Source organism: Gluconobacter kondonii (genome assembly GCF_002723995.1).
Lineage (GTDB): Bacteria > Pseudomonadota > Alphaproteobacteria > Acetobacterales > Acetobacteraceae > Gluconobacter > Gluconobacter kondonii.
In genome coordinates, this window is sequence record NZ_BEWP01000051.1 from 1 (window position 1) to 2,116 (window position 2,116).

At 47.0% G+C, this 2,116-nt stretch carries 1 protein-coding gene; it reads left to right on the plus strand.

What is annotated here, in order from left to right; genetic code table 11:
* Positions 1–916: 916 nt before the first annotated feature.
* A partial coding sequence (locus GKO01_RS15645; RefSeq protein ID WP_167383515.1) for an HAD-IC family P-type ATPase occupies positions 917–2,116 on the plus strand: 1,200 nt, incomplete at its 3' end.

Genomic DNA, 2,116 nt, shown 5'->3' on the forward strand with positions numbered 1-2,116 from the left:
CACCTCGGTGCTCTCGAAAAAGCCGAACTCCGCGTTCTCAAAGTTCAGCAGGATAGGCAGGGGTGAATTTCTGGTTCGTCATAGGGCTCATCCTTTGAGTATTTTACTCTCCGGTAAACCCGGGGCGGTTCACAGAGAGTGTCATACTCCTCGAGCAGAGATCCAACATGCGCTGCCAATGCAGTCTGGTCTGCCTCGATCCGAGCAGTCACCTCCTGCCGAACTACATCTTTCTACGTCAAGAGCGCCCCTGAATAACCGACCTCCCGCCCAACCTCGGCATCAGCCGGGGCGAAGAGCGGCACGAACTGGACCTGGACATTCATCGTCCGGCTGGCATCGGCCTGAATCCCGAACACCGGCAGGGCGGATGAGGCCGATACGGAGAATGATCTCGACTAACTGAAGGTACAGGGCAGATCCATCCTCACCGGCCCCGCAATCATCCCGACAACCGGGTCAGACGCCTGTTGCGCGCACCGGACCGCACCTGAGGCGAGAAAGTTGCACGTATATCGAGGTGGTTTGGCGACACTTTCACTCTTCACCATGAGTCTTTTAACACTATCTGGGAGGGGGCGGTGGAATAATCTTTTCAGGCCTCGTTAAATTGAGCTGCTTATCGTTGCAAAAAAAGATCTAATAGAGTCAAAAAAATTATATTTTCGTAAAATTCTCTGCAGAACGCGATAATGGTGAGCTTTTTGGTCAATCCTATTAGATTTTGGAGTATGTGAAAAAATATATAAACCCGATGGAACTTTATTGATTCCCATATTATTTAAAAAAGTTCCATTAAATAAATCGTCTTCGCATATCGTGATAATTTTCTATTTTATTTAATAAATAATTTTAATTAATTTTATGTTTTCATGTCTATCATCGGAAAAGTTTATGCGTATTTATGGAGCTTATTATGTCACCATCTTCCGTGGAGGAAGTATCTCCTTCACTATCTTCAGAGAAAATTAAACCAAAAAATACAGACTCAAACTCCAATGCAACTTTAAATGCAGTCGAGATTCAGAGTAAAATTTCTGAATTACATACCTCATCTAAGGGTCTAACTTCTATAGAAGCCCAGGATCGTCTTGCTAAAGATGGTCCAAATGCAATTCAGGCACACGAAGAAAGTCGCTGGAAAAAACTTCTAGGTTATTTTTGGGGACCAATTCCCTGGATGATCGAGATTGCGGCGGTTATTTCATTTTTGCGTGCTGATTGGCCGGATTTTTTTGTCATATCCGGTTTGCTTCTTTACAATGCGGCTATCGGGTTCTGGCAGGACAATAAAGCTGCCAATGCCCTTGCCGCCTTAAAAAAAGGCTTGGCTCTCAAGGCTTCTGTCTGCCGCGATGGAGCTTGGACTTCGATTGCTGCTACCGATCTTGTGACTGGTGATATTGTAACGGTTGCAGCAGGAGAAATCGTTCCTGCGGATCTTTTGTTAATTGACGGCAAATATTTGTCTGTTGATCAGGCCGCCTTAACAGGTGAATCTTTACCTGTTTCCAAGAAAATCGGTGACGGGGCATATTCTGGGTCCATTGCGCGTCAAGGATCCATGATTGGGCTGGTCACTGCGACAGGTAACAATACTTTTTTTGGCCGGACTGCGAAGTTGGTCGCGTCTGCAGGCAGCAAGTCACATGCAGAGCAGGCTGTTCTGCGGATTGGCGACTTTCTGATTATCCTTGCGGCAGCACTTGCTGTTGTGTTGGTTGGAGCGCAGCTCTGGCGCGACTTGGCTCATAACGCTATCTGGCATTGGAGTGAAGCGGGGGCTATCGCGCAGTTTGTTCTGGTTCTTCTTGTAGCTTCCGTGCCTGTTGCCATGCCTGCAGTTATGTCTGTTACAATGGCACTTGGGGCGCTTGCTCTTTCGCGACAGAAAGCCATTGTGTCACGTCTGTCGGCTATTGAAGAGCTGGCTGGTGTTGATGTGTTGTGTTCAGATAAAACCGGAACACTCACCCAAAATAAGCTGACATTACAAGCGCCTATTCCATTCGGAACTGCAAAAGCCGATGATCTGGTCATCGCTGCCGCTTTGGCAACGCAAGCTGAAAGTACAGATGCAATTGATCTCGCTGTCCTGAAAGCACTTCCAGAAAAT